Below are 16,669 nucleotides of genomic sequence, written 5' to 3' on the forward strand. Positions count from 1 at the left end.
AGGCCTATTCAACTGAATTACTTAATTTATAACGAATATATCTTTATGGTTTATCCATTCTAATAACAACACGTCTATTCTTTTCACGACCAATAATAGAATCGTTTGATGCGATATGACGTTTTTCACCATAACCATTTGCTTCTATACGGCTAGGATCGATACCGGTTTTAACAAACTGTTCTCTGATGTTATTAGCGCGACGTTGCGACATTTTATAGTTTGCATTTCTTGGGCCGTAGCTATCGGTATAACCATCAATCAATACTAACTCTAATTCTGTATCTAAACTTAAATATTCAGCAATCATCGCTAACTTGCGTTTAGAAGCCTTAGTTAAGTCGTCAGTACCAAATTGATAATTTAATACCGTATAAGAAATATCGTCAAAATTGTAATCAAGCAGATTACCTACACAGCTTACAAATTCTTGGTAAGCACGTTTAAATTTTGCCGTTGATAAACCAACAGATATTTTTTCACTGCTACGATACCAATCGTTGTAATAAAATGTAGGACTCATGCCCTGATCTAATTCATTCAGCATGGTCCAAGCAACCTTTTTAGGTAAGCTTGGTGCAAATTGCTTGTGCAATTTCATATTTGCTAACGTATAACCAGAAACACCTGGTCGCCATTTAGGCGCAACTGAGCGAACTTCAGCGAGGGAATAGTTATCAGGCAAACGCATCATGTCTAATTCAAATTCTAAATTAGACTTACGGTCAGCCTTGCTATAAAACTTGGCTTCACCGTAATTAGGAATATTGTGAGAAAGCGTGCACTCTAAACGAGACTGATTAGATAATTGCCACTTGGAGTTATCTAAATTTGCCGCATACTGCCTCATACCTGCATTTGCGTTGCAAACAGATACTAATAAAACAACTGGAAGAAAGTATTTTTTCATAATCAATTATAATTTGTTTTAAATGACAGTAACTTTATCGACAATTTATTTAATAACTTTAGCATCAATTACTCGATAATCCCTATATAAAGTAAAAAACACTAAAACCCCGTACTTATTTTAGCTATTTTCTGAGATAATTGTTAATTATTATCAAAATAAAAAGACATTCTTGTATGACTGATCTAAATTCATCTTCTGCCACCTTGTCGGAAAATGGAAAAACACCTTTTGCTGAACGTTTTAGAGGTTATTTCCCTGTTGTAGTTGACGTAGAAACTGCCGGCTTTAATTCACAAACTGATGCCCTACTTGAAATAGCAGCAACTACTTTAGCTCTTGATGAAGAAGGAAATTTTTCATTAGATAAAACAATACATTTTAATGTGGAGCCTTTTGAAGGCGCTAACTTAGAAAAAGCAGCATTAGAATTTACCGGCATTGATCCTACCAACCCACTTCGTGGCGCTGTAAGTGAAGAAGAAGCACTAAAAGCTATCTTTAAACTTATTCGTAAAAAGATGAAAGCAGTTGGTTGTCAGCGAGCGATTATGGTTGCTCACAATGCATCGTTTGATTTAGGTTTTGTTAACGCAGCTACCGAAAGATGTTTAATGAAACGCTCTCCATTTCACCCTTTTGTAAGTTTTGATACCACAACTCTTTCTGGTTTAGCTTTAGGCCAAACAGTATTAGCTAAAGCCTGTATTGCTGCAAAAATAGATTTCAATAACAGTGAAGCACATTCAGCATTATACGATACTGAAAAAACAGCTGAGTTATTTTGCCACATTGTCAACAAGTGGAAGAATCTAGGAGGATGGCCAATGATTGAAGAAGAAAGTAAAGAATAATATATTTATTAACCTATATTTATAAGTTATTGAGAGTATGTATCAAATTATCACCACTAACTCCTTAAAAAAATCAACTTTGTAAAAAACGAATAGAGATATTATCTAAACACTAATATCTCTAATCGCTATACCCGTATTTAAGAAGTAGCAAGAACATCCTAATAAGTGTTACACATTGGTTATATTTCAGTTCGCCAGCTAAACTTTTTTAAGGGAACCCACCTATCTATATGCGACCTACCATTCAATAAAAACCAATCCAGTTTTTTATTAACTAAGGTATTACATTAGTTAATAGCCTTTTATCGTGATGGCAACGTCACGTCTCCCTGCTTAACGTCAGTTACAGCCAACCATGGTTGTAACTGAATAACAGCTATTAAGAATTATAATTTCAACGCTGAGATAGGAACAGGTGCACGCTAAACTAATAAGAAAACATTAAGGCTTTAGGCCATCTGATAAATAAAAATCACACAAAGAAATGAATAAATGAACTATTGCGGTAAGCTTTAAATAATGGAAATTGAATAAAAGCTAAAATTAAAATGAGAAAATATACAACAGGCTATAAGCGCGCCAATTCTGCTTTAAAAAATGTCTGAGTGAGAAATAAATATCAGCTATTACTGGCAGGACGCCAGTAAAGTGAAGTAGCACATGGATGTGCGTTCTGAACGTTAGCTCTATATATTTATGAGAATGAGGAATAACATTTTTCAGCAGCGCCATGGGAGTCCAGTGGGACGACGGCGGTAGCGTCCCTTTGGGTGTCGTCGCCACCGCGACAAAGGGGAGTTCTAAGCTTATAATATTGTTAACATAAAAAGGAAGCCAATGAATGTTAGTAAAATATTTCGGAAAAGTATTTAATATCAATGAAAGTAAATGTGAATGCTCATATAAAGTTCGTACTGAGTTCTTAAAAAACGGATTATTTAGATTTACTCAGCCTAATAAATTAAATGATAAGGGAAGTGAATTTAAGTTATACCCTTATTTTAATAAAATATCACCTTCAGACCGAGAATATGCAATTAACGATTATAAAAAAAATAACAACCAAATTAATCCTCCAGCATTAAGTGAAGAAGATATATTATGCAAATTAGGAATTCCTAATGATACCAATAGTTATAATCCTTCAGAATGGTCTGGCTTTAATAGCAAACCGGCTGAACAATATTTTCAGGAAAATCAAATAAATAACATAGAACAATTTAACGAAAATATTGTAGACAATATGAGTAAAGTTCTAGGTGTTTTTTCCTTATCAACAGACGCTTTAAATGAACATATGTGGGTAATGTATGCTACTGAAGGAACAGGAATAGCAGTAGAATTTGATGAAAGCCACTCTTTCTTTGAAAAGAACATTCCGCAAACTGTATCGTATTTAAAAACTGATAGAGCAACATACACTCATTACAATGGAATAGAATTAATTAATGGTGTAAAACGAAAAAACTTTAATATTGAAAATTTTTCTAGTACTGAGATGAAAGATCTTTTTTACAGATTGGCCTTATCTAAAAATAAATCATGGTCTCAAGAAAAAGAAAAAAGAATAATTATAGATTTAAAAAAGTAAGTAATAGTGATGCTAATCATGATTTTCACGACATATACCCAAAAATCAGCTTACATAAAATACCATTTGAGGCATTTAAAAGTATCATTTTTGGCTATGCTTGTACTAAAGAATTCATTGATGATGTTACAGGTCTAATAATAAATAATAGGTCGTTATCTCATATACATATAAAACATGTTAAACACGATCACTTTGGTAAATTAGTTTTCAAAGATAATAAATAAAAAACCCGCGCTATCTATTAGATAAGGCGGGTTGACATACAGGGATGTATTAATGTCGTGATGGCATGGATGCCAAGGAACGACAAAAATCACACATTAGAAGCCTTAGCTTACCAACCTGTTTTCTCTTTAAGTGCTGAACCGATTTCTGCTAAAGAACGAACAGTTTTAACACCAGCCGCTTCTAATGCTGCAAATTTCTCATCAGCTGTACCTTTACCACCAGCGATAATCGCGCCAGCATGACCCATACGCTTACCTTCTGGTGCAGTAACACCAGCAATGTAAGAAACAACAGGCTTAGTAACGTTAGCTTTGATGTATTCTGCAGCTTCTTCTTCAGCTGTTCCACCGATTTCACCAATCATTACGATTGCTTCAGTTTGTGGATCGTTTTGGAACATTTCCAATACGTCGATGAAGTTAGTACCTGGAATTGGATCACCACCGATACCTACACAAGTAGATTGGCCGAAACCAGCATCAGTTGTTTGCTTAACAGCTTCATAAGTTAAAGTACCTGAACGAGATACGATACCTACTTTACCTGGTAAGTGAATGTGACCTGGCATAATACCAATTTTAGTTTCGCCTGGAGTGATAACACCTGGACAGTTAGGACCGATCATACGAACGCCCGTTTCTTCAAGCTTAACTTTAACGTCAACCATATCTAAAGTTGGGATACCTTCAGTAATAGTAACGATAAGTTCGATGCCAGCATCGATAGCTTCTAAAATTGCATCTTTACAGAATGGAGCTGGAACGTAGATAACTGTAGCTGTTGCGCCAGTTGCTTCTACTGCATCACGTACTGTGTTAAATACAGGTAAACCAAGGTGAGTTTGACCACCCTTGCCTGGTGATACGCCACCAACCATTTGTGTACCGTATTCTAAAGCTTGCTCTGAATGGAATGTACCTTGACCACCAGTGAAACCTTGACAGATAACTTTAGTATCTTTATTAATTAATACAGACATTATTTGCCCTCCGCAGCTGCAACAACTTTGTTTGCTGCATCAGTTAATGATTCAGCTGCAATGATGTTTACATCAGAGCTAGCTAATACTGCACGACCTGCGTCTGCATTTGTACCTTCTAAACGTACAACTACTGGTACTTTAACGCCTACTTCTTTAACAGCAGCGATAATACCTTCAGCGATCATGTCACAACGAACGATGCCACCAAAGATGTTAACTAAAACAGCTTTAACGTTATCGTCAGAAAGGATAATTTTGAATGCTTCAGAAACACGTTCTTTAGTCGCCCCGCCGCCAACATCTAGGAAGTTAGCTGGCTTGCCGCCGTGTAAGTTAACGATATCCATAGTACCCATTGCTAGGCCTGCTCCGTTAACCATACAACCAACGTTACCGTCTAATGCTACGTAGTTTAATTCAAACTTAGCGGCATGTGCTTCACGCTCATCTTCTTGAGATGGATCGTGCATTGCGCGGATTTTAGGTTGACGGTATAAAGCATTACCATCGATACCAATTTTACCGTCTAAACAGTGAAGGTTACCTTCGTCAGTAATTACTAACGGGTTGATTTCTAATAATGCGAAATCGAAATCTTCAAACATTTTACCAAGACCCATAAAGATCTTAACAAATTGCTTCATTTGAGTAGGGTTTAAACCTAACTTGAAGCCTAAATCACGTGCTTGATATGCTTGAGGACCAACCAATGGATCAATCTCAGCTTTGTGAATTAACTCTGGAGTTTCTTCAGCAATCTTCTCAATATCAACACCACCTTCAGTAGATGCCATAAATACTACTTTACGAGAACCACGGTCAACAACTGCACCTAGGTATAATTCGTTAGCAATATCAGTACAGCTTTCTACTAAAATTTTAGCAACCGGTTGACCGTTTGCATCTGTTTGGTAAGTAACTAAGTTCTTACCTAACCAGTTTTCAGCGAAATCTTTAATTTCTTGCTTTGATTTAACTAGCTTTACGCCACCAGCTTTACCACGTCCACCTGCGTGAACCTGAGTTTTAACAACCCACATATCGCCGCCAATCTTGTCAGCAGCTTCAGCAGCTTCTTGAGCGGTATCGCAAGCGAAACCTTCAGAAACTGGTAATCCATATTCAGCGAATAATTGTTTCGCTTGGTACTCATGCAAATTCATGGTGTTATTTCCATTTATCTGTAAATGATGACAACGACTCTTTACTAAATTTCTTATAAATTCAGTTAGTTCGCTGCCAGTGAAAAATCGGACAAAGTATAGTACAAAAGCCCTATTTTTAATAGTAATTATCACTATACGTATTTGTTATAACCACTATAACTTAGTGTGATACTAACTCGATTTATTATTAACCTTTAAATAATAAAAAACCCCTGAACACTAGTGCTCAAGGGTTTACTAATTAGTTATTTAAAACTAATGCTCAATCAGTTAGATATCAAGTAATAAACGAGCTGGATCTTCTAATAACTCTTTGATAGTTACTAAGAAGCCAACAGATTCTTTACCATCAATTAAACGGTGATCGTAAGATAATGCTAAGTACATCATTGGTAATATTTCAACTTTACCATTAACTGCCATTGGGCGGTCTTGGATTTTGTGCATTCCTAAAATAGCCGCTTGTGGCAAGTTAAGAATTGGTGTTGATAATAATGAACCAAATACACCACCATTAGTGATAGTAAAATTGCCACCTTGCATATCAGCCATTGCTAATTTGCCATCACGACCTTTAATTGCAAGGTCACGAATACCGTTTTCAATACCAGCCATGTTTAATTGGTCAGCATCACGTAATACAGGTGTAACTAAACCACGTGGCGTTGATACAGCGATGCTGATATCAAAGTAATTGTGGTAAACAATGTCATCACCATCAATTGAAGCATTAACAGCAGGGAAACGTTTTAACGCTTCAGTTACAGCTTTAACGTAGAAAGACATAAAGCCTAAACGCGTATCATGAGTTTTCTCAAATAAGTCTTTATATTGAGCACGTAAATCCATGATTGGCTTCATGTTAACTTCGTTGAACGTTGTTAACATAGCTGTTGAGTTTTTAGCTTCAAGTAAACGTGTAGCAATTGTTTTACGTAGGCGTGTCATTGGAACACGTTTCTGTGTACGCTCGCCTAAGTCTTGCGCTACAGGAGCTGCTGCTTTAGCTGGCGCTGCTGCTGGTTTAGCTTGAGCTGAGTTAGCTGCGGCTTCAACGTCTTCTTTAGAAATACGTCCGCCTTTACCAGAACCTACTACCTGAGAAGCTGTAAGTCCCTTTTCAGTCATTAAACGACGTACTGAAGGGCTTGCTAATTCATCACTGCTAAGTGCTTCTTCAGAAGATGCTGCTGGAGCTGCACTTGCTGTAGCGCCTGCATTAAGTTCACCAATTTTTTGGTTGCCTAATACTGTATCGCCTTCAGCGTGAATGATTTTACCCACAACACCACTTTCTTGAGCTACAACTTCTAACACAACTTTATCAGTTTCAATATCAACTAAGTTTTGGTCAACAGTAACTGTGTCGCCTTCAGCAACGTGCCATCCTGCAACAGTCGCATCAGCTACTGATTCAGGTAAAACTGGAACAACGATGTCGATAACTTTAGCTGTGCTTGCTACAGGAGCAGCCTCTGCTGGTGCACTTGCTGCAGGAGCTTCTGCAGTAGCAGACGCTTCGCCTTCAGCTAGGATAGCAATAACTTGTGATCCTAGTACTGTAGAGCCTTCAACTTCTTTTATTTCAGTGATTACACCGTCAGAAGTTGCTGGTACTTCAAGTACTACTTTATCAGTTTCGATATCAACTAATACTTGATCGCGTGTAACTTTATCGCCTACTTGTACATGCCAAGTAGCTACTGTTGCATCTGCAACTGATTCAGGTAAAACAGGAACCTTAATTTCGGTTGTCATTTATTTTATTCCTTAACAAAAACTAGTCTATTCAACATTTAGCGCGTTTTGGACTAGCGCTTGTTGCTCTTTAACATGAACTGACATATAACCTACAGCTGGTGCTGCAGAAGCTGCACGACCTGCATATGTCAAATTAGTACCTACTGGTATTACTGCTCTGAAGTGATGCTGAGAACAATACCAAGCACCTTGGTTTTGTGGCTCTTCTTGGCACCAAACAAAATCTTTTGCGTTTTCATATTTTGCGATTTCAGCTGTAAGATCTTTCTCTGGGAAAGGATAAAGCTGTTCAATACGAATAATAGCAATATTATTAAGTTCGTTTTTACGACGCTGTTCTAATAGTTCGTAATAAACTTTACCACTACAGAATATAACTCTTTCAACATCTTTCGGCGTTATTTCATCAACTTCACCAATTACGTTGTGGAACTCACCAGTTGCTAACTCTTCTAATGAAGAAACAGCTAATGGATGGCGTAATAATGATTTAGGTGACATAACAACAAGTGGACGACGCATAGGACGAACAACTTGACGACGTAACATGTTAAATACTTGAGCAGGAGTAGATGGAACACATACTTGCATATTATGATCTGCACATAATTGTAAGAAGCGCTCTAAACGTGCTGATGAATGCTCTGGTCCTTGACCTTCATAACCATGAGGTAACAACATTGTAAGACCACATAAGCGACCCCACTTTTGTTCACCTGACGAGATAAATTGATCAAATACTACTTGTGCACAGTTAGCAAAGTCACCGAATTGTGCTTCCCAAATAGTTAAACCTGCAGGTTCAGCTGTTGTGTAACCATATTCAAAAGCAAGAACTGAAACTTCTGATAATACCGAATCATGAACATCAAATGGACCTTGTCCTTCTCTGATGTTTTGTAATGGTAAATATTTAGAAGCATTTTCTTGATTATGTAATACAGCATGACGGTGGAAGAATGTACCACGACCAGCATCTTGACCCGTAAGTCGAACACGTTTGCCTTCATCTACTATAGAGGCATAAGCTAAATTTTCAGCCATACCCCAATCAAGTAATTTTTCGCCCGAAGCCATTTTAACGCGGTCATCATAAATTTTCTGAACACGACCGTGTACTTTATGTTCTTCAGGGAAAGTTGAAACTTTTTTGGCAAGTTCTTTTAACTTATCAATTGAAATTTCTTTTTCGTACTCATCATCCCAGTTGTGACCTAAGTATGGAGACCAATCAACAGAATGCTCTGTCATAGGACGCCATTGCTCAACAGTACACTGACCTTCGTCTAACAACTTACGATAGTATGCTGCCAATTCATCAGATTTTTCTTTCGAAATACTTGATTCATTTGCAAGTTTATCTGCATATAACTGACGAGGAGTAGGATGTTTTTTAACGATTTTGTACATTAACGGCTGAGTTGCACTAGGCTCATCGGCTTCGTTATGTCCATGACGACGGTAACAAACTAAGTCAATGACAACGTCACGTTTAAATTCGTTGCGGTAATCTAATGCAATTTGAGTTGCTAAGATCACTGCTTCTGGATCATCACCATTTACATGTAAAATCGGCGCTGAAACCATTTTCGCAATTTCAGTACAGTATTCACCACTACGTGTATCTTGAGGATCAGATGTTGTAAAACCAACTTGGTTATTTACAACAATACGTATTGTTCCGCCAACTTTAAATGCACGCGCTTGCGACATGTTGAAAGTTTCTTGTACAACACCTTGACCAGCAATTGCTGAATCACCGTGAATAGTAATAGGTAAGACTAAGTCGCCTTGGCTACAGTTACGACGATCTAAACGAGCGCGAACAGAACCAATAACTACTGGGTTAACTATTTCAAGGTGAGATGGGTTAAATGCTAATGCTAAATGAACATTGCCACCCGGAGTTACAAAATCAGAAGAATAACCTTGGTGGTATTTAACGTCACCTGAAGATAATATTTCATCATGCTTGCCGCCGAACTCGTCAAATAGTTTAGATGGGTTTTTACCCATAACGTTAACAAGAACATTTAAGCGGCCTCTGTGTGCCATACCCATAACAACTTCTTTAGCACCTGCAGTACCTGCACGTGTAATAAGTTCTTTAAGCATAGGTACTAATGCGTCACCGCCTTCTAAAGAAAAGCGTTTTGCACCAGGAAATTTTGCACCTAAGTATTTCTCTAGGCCATCAGCAGCAATCAAACCTTTAAGAATTTCTTCTTTTTCGGCAACCGTTAATACAGGTTTAGATTGAACAGATTCTAAACGGTTTTGTAACCAACGTTTTTCATCTGTTGAAGTGATGTGCATGTACTCAGCACCAATAGAACCACAATAAGTAGTTTTAAGAGCTTTGTATAATTCACCTAGCTTCATTGAATCTTGGCCTATAGCTAATGATCCAACATTAAAATCTTTGTCGAAGTCATTTTCTGATAAGTCATGATGAGATAATTGTAAGTCACGAACTTTATCGCGTTGCCACAATCCTAATGGATCAAGGTTAGCATTTTGATGTCCGCGAAAACGAAAAGCATTAATAAGCTGTAAAACTTTAACTTGTTTGGCGTCGCCACCACTTGATACAACAACCGTTTTGCTTGGCTGTTTAGCTAAGGTTCTAAATTCGTCGCGAATTTCAGAATGTCTATATTCAACATCTGAGCCTTCAACTTTAGGAAGTTGTTGGAAGATTTCTCGCCATTCTGCAGATACAGATTGAGAGTTATCCAGATAAGATTCGTATAATTCTTCTATGTAAGCAGCATTTGCGCCACTTAAATGGGAAGACTCTATCCAAGCCTTCATTGCACCTTCGGGCATTGCCTGTTCCTTTACTGGGATAAAAGCAATAAAACACATCGTAACTTTTTAACGTTTATACGCTTATTTAAGCTTTAGGTTATAAATACCATAAAGTATTTATTCTTTAACTTGAAACGAAAATACAAATGTTAAGCCGTTACACCAATAAAAATTCTTCTCATCTACAATAGCAGAATATTAAAACTAATATTCTGCTATATTCAGATAAATTAAACCGCTCTAGAAAGAAGCATCGATTTTATGTGACCGATAGCTTTTGTTGGGTTTAATCCTTTAGGACATACATCAACACAGTTCATGATACCGTGACAACGGAATACACTGTATGCATCTTGTAAGCCGTCCAAACGTTCTTCAGTAGCAGTATCACGACTATCGATTAAGAAACGATATGCATGTAATAAACCTGCTGGTCCGATAAACTTGTCTGGATTCCACCAAAATGATGGACAAGAAGTTGAACAACACGCACATAAAATACATTCGTATAGTCCATCTAAATGTTCACGCTCTTCGATAGTTTGTAAATGTTCTCTTGATGGAGCATTTTTTCCATCGTTAATTAGATACGGCTTAACTTTTTCATATTGATTATAAAATTGAGTCATATCGATAATTAAATCACGTACTACGGGTAAACCTGGTAATGGTCTTAAAACAATTTTAGCAGCTGGTATATCAGATAAAGGTGTAATACACGCTAAACCATTTTTACCATTCATGTTTAAACCATCACTACCACATACACCTTCACGACATGAACGACGGAAAGATAATGTTGGATCTTTCTCTTTCAGCATAATTAATGCGTCAAGTACCATCATGTCTGAACCGTCAGGTATTTCTAGTTCATAATCCTTCATGTATGGAGCATTGTCTACATCAGGGTTATAACGGTAAATCGAAAATATTTGTTTCATCAAATTATTCCTTAGTAAACACGAGCTTTAGGTGGGAAAGCTTCACGGTGAACTGGTTTCATGTTTACATCACGTTTTGACATGTCTTCTGAGCCAGGTGTGTAAATTGAATGACATAACCAGTTTGCATCATCACGTTCAGTAAAATCTTGACGAGCATGAGCACCACGAGATTCTGTTCTAAAGTTAGCAGCTTTTGCTGTACAGAATGCAGTTTCCATTAAGTTGTCTAACTCTAAACATTCAATACGTTGAGTATTAAAGTCTGAAGACTTATCACTTAAATGAGCTGTTTTTAAACGTTCACGAATTTCTGTTAATTCTTTCATACCTTCAGCCATAGCTTCACCTTCACGGAATACCGAGAAGTTAAGCTGCATACATTGCTGTAAGTCTTTACGAATTTGAACAGGGTCTTCACCGCTAGTAGATGATTCCCAACGATTAGTACGTGCTAATGATGCTTCTAAATCAGATTCTGATGCTTCTTTAGCTGATTGACTGTCGTTTAAGTAAGTACCTAAGAAGTTACCTGCTGCACGACCAAATACAACTAAATCAAGTAATGAGTTACCACCTAAGCGGTTAGCTCCATGTACAGATACGTTTGCAATTTCACCTACTGCGAATAAACCTTCAACAATAGTTTCTTTACCTGTTGCAGGATCAAAATGTATTGCTTGACCATTTACGTTACATGGAACACCACCCATTTGGTAATGACATGTAGGTATTACCGGAATTGGTTCTTCAGCTGGATCAACGTGAGCAAATGTTTTAGATAAATCACAAACACCTGGTAAACGTTTTTCTAAAGTTTCGCGACCTAAGTGATCAAGTTTCAACTTAATGTGTAGACCATATGTAGGGTGGTCACAACCACGACCTTCACGTATCTCAGTCATCATAGAGCGAGCAACAACGTCACGACCAGCTAAATCTTTAGCATTAGGTGCATAACGTTCCATGAAACGTTCGCCATCTTTGTTTAGAAGGTATCCACCTTCACCACGACAACCTTCTGTTACTAATGTACCAGCGCCTGCTATACCTGTTGGGTGGAATTGCCACATTTCCATGTCTTGCATTTGAATGCCAGCACGAAGTGACATACCAACACCATCACCCGTATTGATGTGTGCGTTAGTTGTAGATGCGTATATACGACCAGCACCACCTGTTGCTAGAACAGTAGCACGAGCTTTGAAGTAAACAACTTCGCCGGTTTCAATACAAATAGCTGTTGTACCAACAACCGCACCATCAGAGTTTTTCACAAGATCTAATGCATACCATTCTGAGTATACGTTAGTTTTGTTTTTAACATTCTGTTGGTATAAACAATGAAGTAATGCGTGACCTGTACGGTCAGCTGCAGCTGCTGTACGTGCAGCTTGTTCACCACCAAAGTTTTTAGATTGACCACCGAAAGGACGTTGATAAATCTTGCCCTCTTCAGTACGAGAAAATGGTAAGCCCATGTTCTCTAATTCAATAATTGATTCTGGACCAGTTTTACACATATATTCGATAGCATCTTGGTCACCGATATAATCAGAACCTTTAACCGTGTCGTACATGTGTTGTTCCCAATGATCTTCATGCGCGTTACCTAACGCAACAGTGATACCACCTTGCGCTGAAACCGTATGAGAACGTGTAGGAAAAACTTTAGAGATTAGAGCACAAGATTTACCTGACTCTGAAATTGCTAATGCAGCGCGCATACCCGCACCGCCTGCGCCAATTACTATGGCGTCAAATTCACGAACTGGAACGCTCATTTATACACCCCAAACTATGATGAAACCCGCAGCTAAATAAACAAGCAACGTGATTGAAAAAACAAACTGTAATGAACCACGAAGCAATGCTGGTTTTATGTAGTCAGAAAGAACCTGCCACACACCAATCCACGCGTGAATCACTAGAGCGATAATAGCTAATAAAGTAAATATTTTAACGCTCATGCAAGCAAATAGATCATGCCAAACGTTATAAGTTACTTCTGGGGTAATAAGAAAAAAACCAGCTAAGAAGAATGTATATAGAACAAGAACTACTGCACTTGCTCTTAATAATATAAAATCGTGTACGCCGCTACGGCCTACTGTTGCTGCGTTATTTACCATAACCAAACTCCTACTACAACTGTTAATACAAGCCATAAAATCATAATAAATTTAGCGCTTAAATTACCTGATGCTAATTCTTCAAAATGACCTAAGTCCATTAACAAATGGCGGATACCACCTAATACGTGATATATCAAAGCAGATAGAATACCTAAAAGAATAAACTTGAAGATAAAACCATCAAGAGTTGCTTGAAGTTGAGAAAAATCTTCAGCTGAAGATAGTGATAGAGAAAGTGTCCACAATAATATGCCAATAGCAAATACCATGATTACACCAGATACTCGGTGTAAAATAGATGCATTTGCAGCAGGATGCATTTTAATTGTAGTCAGATCTAGGTTTACAGGACGTTGTTTTTTCACGATTGTTGCCTAAGGAGCTCTTAGAGCTATTCAACTTATATCTTTGCCATGCTAGGTTCTTCTTTTTAAATTTAACATGACCCCCCAACGATCTCAGTTGGTGCGTAATTTACTTAAAAGGCTAAATTACTTAACACTACTTAAGATCTATTTGATTATATATACGATGATAATTAATTACAATTCACTTAATTATCGAATCCTTGCTATTCTAACGGCTTATGGCTAAATTTTAATCGTTCGTTGCTTTTAGATGACTTTTTAATCAAATCAAATTTTACCTTCTCACTTTTGAATTGACTTAGTAGGGGTGTTATGGAGTAGAATACTGGCAGTTTTTATATACATCAAAAGTAACTAAGCCTTAGTTACTTTTCAGATAAACTAATTTTATAGGGGATGAACATATGGCTGAATCAAAGGCCTCTCTAAGTATTAACGGTAAAGAAGTTGCTGAGTTACCTATTCTTAAAGGTACAGCGGGTAATGACGTAATAGACATCCGAACTTTAGGCGCTAGTGGTTATTTCACATACGATCCAGGCTTTTTAGCTACAGCTTCTTGTGAATCATCTATTACCTTTATTGATGGTGGTAAAGGTGTTTTACAACATCGCGGTTACCCTATTGCTAATCTTGCTCAAGATGCTGATTATCTTGAAGTTTGTTATATTCTTTTAAACGGTACTGCGCCAACTAAAGCTGAATATGAAGAATTCGTAAACGTAATTACAAACCACACATTAGTACACGAAAAATTAGTACAATTTTTCCAAGGTTTCTTACCTGATGCACATCCTATGGCTATGTTATGTGGTGTTGTAGGCGCTCTTTCATCTTTCTATCATGATGATTTAGACATTACAGATCCTGAACAACGCATGCGTAGTGCACATCGTTTAATTGCTAAGTTACCTACAATTGCAGCGATGGCATATAAGTATAATGTTGGACAACCTTTTGTATATCCACGTAATGACTTAACTTATGCAGAAAACTTCTTACACATGATGTTTTCAGTACCTGCAGAAGAATACAAAGTTAACCCTATCGCTGCTAAAGCAATGGACAGAATCTTTACTTTACATGCAGACCACGAGCAAAATGCTTCTACGTCAACTGTACGTTTAGCTGGTTCTTCAGGCGCTAACCCTTATGCATGTATTGCTGCTGGTATCGCTTCTTTATGGGGTCCTGCTCATGGTGGTGCTAACGAAGCATGTTTAACTATGCTTGAAGAGATTGGCGATGTTTCTCGTGTTGATGAATACGTACTTAAAGCTAAAGATAAAGATGATTCTTTCCGTCTTATGGGCTTTGGTCATCGTGTATACAAAAACTTCGACCCACGCGCTACTGTAATGCGTGAAACATGTCATGAAGTTTTATCTGAGTTAGGCATCCAAGATCCTTTATTAGATGTTGCTATGGCGCTTGAAAAAGTAGCTTTAGAAGACTCTTATTTCATTGAAAGAAAACTATACCCTAACGTTGATTTCTATTCAGGTATCATCTTGAAAGCATTAGGTATTCCTTCTAGTATGTTCACTGTTATTTTTGCAATGTCACGTACTGTTGGTTGGATTTCTCATTGGGAAGAAATGCTATCTCAACCAGGTCAAAAAATTGGTCGTCCTCGTCAATTATATACTGGCGAAGTTGATAAAACATTTGTACCATTATCAGATAAGTAATCTGTTAGTAACACGTAAAAAGGTAGCATCTGCTACCTTTTTTTATACCTAAATTATCATCAAATAAATGTAATCTTTATTAAATACTAGAATGGTTTTTTATCTAAAACGTCTTTTCTTAGTTATAACTTACCTTTTTTAAGTCTATTTATTTATAAGGTATATTATTTTCCACAAGCTAACTTACCAATTTAAATTGATGATTTAACCAATTTATTGAAAGATAATAACCAATCAACATGACAATTTTCTTTATATAAAGCTTAAATAATCCTTTTTTTTGACAATTTTTTATTAAATACGCATCAATTAAATGAATACTTACAATAATTAATATAAATACATTTAATATAAAATTTTTAATAAAAAAAGCTTTCTTTGACTGCTTTTATGATCTTCAGACTGATACAATTCTTTTCTTTTTTTAATAATTAATTTTATGTCTGATTATCAACTTAGATTTGGTGGTATTAACCGCTTATATGGCAACAATGGTTCTCAAATTATCAAACAATCTCATTTTTGTGTGATTGGTATTGGTGGTGTTGGCTCATGGGCTGCTGAAGCTTTAGCGCGAAATGGCGTTGGCGAGATCACCTTAATAGATTTAGATGATATTTGTATCACTAACGTAAACCGTCAAATACATGCCTTAACCAATACTGTCGGTCTAAGTAAAGTTGAAGTAATGGCTGAACGTATTAAAGAGATAAACCCTGAATGTAAAGTTCATCAGGTTGAAGACTTTATCACTCCTGATAATCTGTTTGATTTACTTCTGAGCAGTTTTGATTATGTTATTGATGCTATAGACTCCGTAAACGTTAAAACTAAGTTGATTGCTCATTGTAAGCGTAACAAACTACCTATTATTACAATTGGTGGTGCTGGTGGGCAGATTGACCCTACACGCATACAAATATGTGATTTGAGCCAAACATATCAAGATCCACTATTGGCTAAAGTTAGAAACCAGCTCCGCAGAGAACATAATTTTTCAAGAAACGTAAAGCGTAAGTTTTCAATAGATGCTGTATTCTCTACTGAACAATTGGTATACCCCGATCAAGAAGGCAATGTTTGCCACCAAAAACCTGAACAAGATGGCGCGATGAAATTAGATTGTAGCGGTGGCTTTGGATCAACTACACATGTAACAGCAACATTTGCTTTTTTTGCTGTAAGTCGTGCAATTAGTAAATTAATTAATAAAAAATCGGTGTAA

At 36.9% G+C, this 16,669-nt stretch carries 13 protein-coding genes; 4 read left to right on the forward strand and 9 right to left on the reverse strand.

Going from position 1 to position 16,669, the window contains the following annotated elements; translation table 11 throughout:
- Positions 1 to 43: 43 nt before the first annotated feature.
- Complete coding sequence (locus Q5N69_RS07215) at positions 44 to 910, reverse strand: OmpA family protein (protein WP_304368191.1); 867 nt, start codon at positions 908 to 910, stop codon at positions 44 to 46.
- Between the two features lie 176 nt (positions 911 to 1,086).
- On the opposite strand from Q5N69_RS07215, the gene rnt reads away from it, so the two are divergent.
- Together rnt and Q5N69_RS07225 are read left to right on the forward strand one after the other, a co-directional pair.
- Positions 1,087 to 1,764, forward strand: a complete 678-nt coding sequence (gene rnt, locus Q5N69_RS07220) for a ribonuclease T (RefSeq protein ID WP_304368192.1) — start codon at positions 1,087 to 1,089, stop codon at positions 1,762 to 1,764.
- Between the two features lie 844 nt (positions 1,765 to 2,608).
- Entirely contained in the window at positions 2,609 to 3,358 is a 750-nt protein-coding gene (locus Q5N69_RS07225; protein ID WP_304368193.1) for a DUF2971 domain-containing protein, read from the forward strand.
- A 337-nt stretch (positions 3,359 to 3,695) separates the two neighbouring features.
- Here Q5N69_RS07225 and sucD read toward each other — a convergent pair whose 3' ends face one another.
- The 8 genes from sucD to sdhC form a co-directional block, all read right to left on the reverse strand.
- Positions 3,696 to 4,568, reverse strand: coding sequence for a succinate--CoA ligase subunit alpha (gene sucD / locus Q5N69_RS07230; protein WP_304368194.1), 873 nt, complete (start codon positions 4,566 to 4,568; stop codon positions 3,696 to 3,698).
- Positions 4,568 to 5,734 carry an ADP-forming succinate--CoA ligase subunit beta gene (gene sucC, locus Q5N69_RS07235; protein ID WP_304368195.1) on the reverse strand — a complete coding sequence of 389 codons (1,167 nt, stop codon included), beginning with the start codon at positions 5,732 to 5,734 and terminating at the stop codon, positions 4,568 to 4,570. Before sucC ends, sucD begins: the two co-directional genes overlap by 1 nt.
- Before the next feature lie 273 nt (positions 5,735 to 6,007).
- Positions 6,008 to 7,495 (reverse strand): 2-oxoglutarate dehydrogenase complex dihydrolipoyllysine-residue succinyltransferase, encoded by a 1,488-nt coding sequence (gene odhB, locus Q5N69_RS07240; RefSeq protein ID WP_304368196.1) that lies wholly within the window; start codon positions 7,493 to 7,495, stop codon positions 6,008 to 6,010.
- A 27-nt stretch (positions 7,496 to 7,522) separates the two neighbouring features.
- Positions 7,523 to 10,327 carry a 2-oxoglutarate dehydrogenase E1 component gene (gene sucA / locus Q5N69_RS07245; RefSeq protein WP_304368197.1) on the reverse strand — a complete coding sequence of 935 codons (2,805 nt, stop codon included), beginning with the start codon at positions 10,325 to 10,327 and terminating at the stop codon, positions 7,523 to 7,525.
- A 212-nt stretch (positions 10,328 to 10,539) separates the two neighbouring features.
- Positions 10,540 to 11,250, reverse strand: coding sequence for a succinate dehydrogenase iron-sulfur subunit (locus Q5N69_RS07250; RefSeq protein ID WP_077338401.1), 711 nt, complete (start codon positions 11,248 to 11,250; stop codon positions 10,540 to 10,542).
- An 11-nt stretch (positions 11,251 to 11,261) separates the two neighbouring features.
- Positions 11,262 to 13,034, reverse strand: coding sequence for a succinate dehydrogenase flavoprotein subunit (gene sdhA / locus Q5N69_RS07255; protein ID WP_304368198.1), 1,773 nt, complete (start codon positions 13,032 to 13,034; stop codon positions 11,262 to 11,264).
- A complete protein-coding gene (gene sdhD, locus Q5N69_RS07260) occupies positions 13,035 to 13,382 on the reverse strand; it encodes a succinate dehydrogenase, hydrophobic membrane anchor protein (RefSeq protein ID WP_304368199.1) in 348 nt (115 codons plus the stop codon).
- The gene (gene sdhC, locus Q5N69_RS07265) at positions 13,376 to 13,750 is read right to left on the reverse strand and encodes a succinate dehydrogenase, cytochrome b556 subunit (protein WP_304368200.1); all 375 of its coding nucleotides are present in this window, start codon (positions 13,748 to 13,750) and stop codon (positions 13,376 to 13,378) included. The genes sdhD and sdhC overlap by 7 nt, the downstream gene beginning before the upstream one ends.
- A gap of 407 nt (positions 13,751 to 14,157) precedes the next feature.
- On the opposite strand from sdhC, the gene Q5N69_RS07270 reads away from it, so the two are divergent.
- A complete protein-coding gene (locus tag Q5N69_RS07270; RefSeq protein ID WP_304368202.1) occupies positions 14,158 to 15,444 on the forward strand; it encodes a citrate synthase in 1,287 nt (428 codons plus the stop codon).
- A 439-nt stretch (positions 15,445 to 15,883) separates the two neighbouring features.
- On the forward strand, positions 15,884 to 16,669 hold the full coding sequence (tcdA, locus tag Q5N69_RS07275) for a tRNA cyclic N6-threonylcarbamoyladenosine(37) synthase TcdA (protein ID WP_304368203.1): 786 nt from the start codon (positions 15,884 to 15,886) through the stop codon (positions 16,667 to 16,669).

Source organism: Pseudocolwellia sp. AS88, from assembly GCF_030551755.1.
Lineage (GTDB): Bacteria > Pseudomonadota > Gammaproteobacteria > Enterobacterales > Alteromonadaceae > Pseudocolwellia.

Bases quoted from the DNA above. Each gene is read 5' to 3' on its own strand.
- tcdA (WP_304368203.1), top strand. From the start codon at position 15,884: ATGTCTGATTATCAACTTAGATTTGGTGGTATTAACCGCTTATATGGC.
- sucD (WP_304368194.1), bottom strand. From the start codon at position 4,568: ATGTCTGTATTAATTAATAAAGATACTAAAGTTATCTGTCAAGGTTTC.
- Q5N69_RS07225 (WP_304368193.1), top strand. From the start codon at position 2,609: ATGTTAGTAAAATATTTCGGAAAAGTATTTAATATCAATGAAAGTAAA.
- sdhD (WP_304368199.1), bottom strand. From the start codon at position 13,382: ATGGTAAATAACGCAGCAACAGTAGGCCGTAGCGGCGTACACGATTTT.
- odhB (WP_304368196.1), bottom strand. From the start codon at position 7,495: ATGACAACCGAAATTAAGGTTCCTGTTTTACCTGAATCAGTTGCAGAT.
- Q5N69_RS07250 (WP_077338401.1), bottom strand. From the start codon at position 11,250: ATGAAACAAATATTTTCGATTTACCGTTATAACCCTGATGTAGACAAT.
- sucA (WP_304368197.1), bottom strand. From the start codon at position 10,327: ATGCCCGAAGGTGCAATGAAGGCTTGGATAGAGTCTTCCCATTTAAGT.
- sdhA (WP_304368198.1), bottom strand. From the start codon at position 13,034: ATGAGCGTTCCAGTTCGTGAATTTGACGCCATAGTAATTGGCGCAGGC.
- rnt (WP_304368192.1), top strand. From the start codon at position 1,087: ATGACTGATCTAAATTCATCTTCTGCCACCTTGTCGGAAAATGGAAAA.
- Q5N69_RS07270 (WP_304368202.1), top strand. From the start codon at position 14,158: ATGGCTGAATCAAAGGCCTCTCTAAGTATTAACGGTAAAGAAGTTGCT.
- Q5N69_RS07215 (WP_304368191.1), bottom strand. From the start codon at position 910: ATGAAAAAATACTTTCTTCCAGTTGTTTTATTAGTATCTGTTTGCAAC.
- sucC (WP_304368195.1), bottom strand. From the start codon at position 5,734: ATGAATTTGCATGAGTACCAAGCGAAACAATTATTCGCTGAATATGGA.